Consider the following 803-nt stretch of genomic DNA (forward strand, 5'->3'; position numbering starts at 1 on the left):
AAAACTCAGCGGATAACAACGGAAAATTCGCTAATGGTGAAGTAACATGGAGTAAAAAAGTAGCTAAAGGCGAAACATGGAAAGTAACATTTAAAGTAAAAGTAAACAATGACGTAGATGGTAAAGAAATTAAAAATATAGCCCGTACATCAGACGGAGTATTGGATATAGATACCAACCCAACAAATAACCCGACACCGAAAAAGCCGATAAAAGATGTTGTAGATAATAAAGGAACAACAATAAACGGAAAAGCGGTAAAACCTGGAGATATCTTAACATATACAGTAAGTTACACAAATACAACGGGAGAAGACCGAGATGTAACAATTAAAGATAAAATCCCTGAATACACAACATATGTAGAAAATTCAGCAGATAACAATGGAAAATACACAAACGGAGAAGTAGTATGGACTAAGAGAGTAGCCAAAGGTGAAACATGGACAGTAACATTTAAAGTAAAAGTCAATGAAGAAACATATGGCAAAGAGATTAAAAATATAGCCCGTACATCAGACGGAGTATTAGACATAGACACCAATCCGACAACTAATCCGGTACCACCGACAACACCAAAAACACCATTACCAAAAACAGGTAATGAGGCAACAAATGGAATATATGCAGGAGTGGCAACATTATTGGCAGGACTTGGATTAGCATTAAGAAGAAAAAGAAAAGATGAAGAATAGAAATAAACAAAAGTAATAAACGTTTTGGGCTATTAAACAAAACTGATTAAAAAATCAGGAAAAGAAAGAGTGATGGAAAAATTCATCACTCTTTTAATGTTTTGTAAC

General features: G+C 34.1%; 1 protein-coding gene. It reads left to right on the forward strand.

What is annotated here, in order from left to right:
- Positions 1–695 (forward strand): LPXTG cell wall anchor domain-containing protein (locus BQ7358_RS00005; protein ID WP_159428381.1); only part of this gene is annotated, 695 nt, incomplete at its 5' end.
- Positions 696–803: the final 108 nt, after the last annotated feature.

Origin of the sequence: Gemella massiliensis (assembly GCF_900120125.1) — a bacterium.
Taxonomy (GTDB): Bacteria; Bacillota; Bacilli; order Staphylococcales; family Gemellaceae; genus Gemella; species Gemella massiliensis.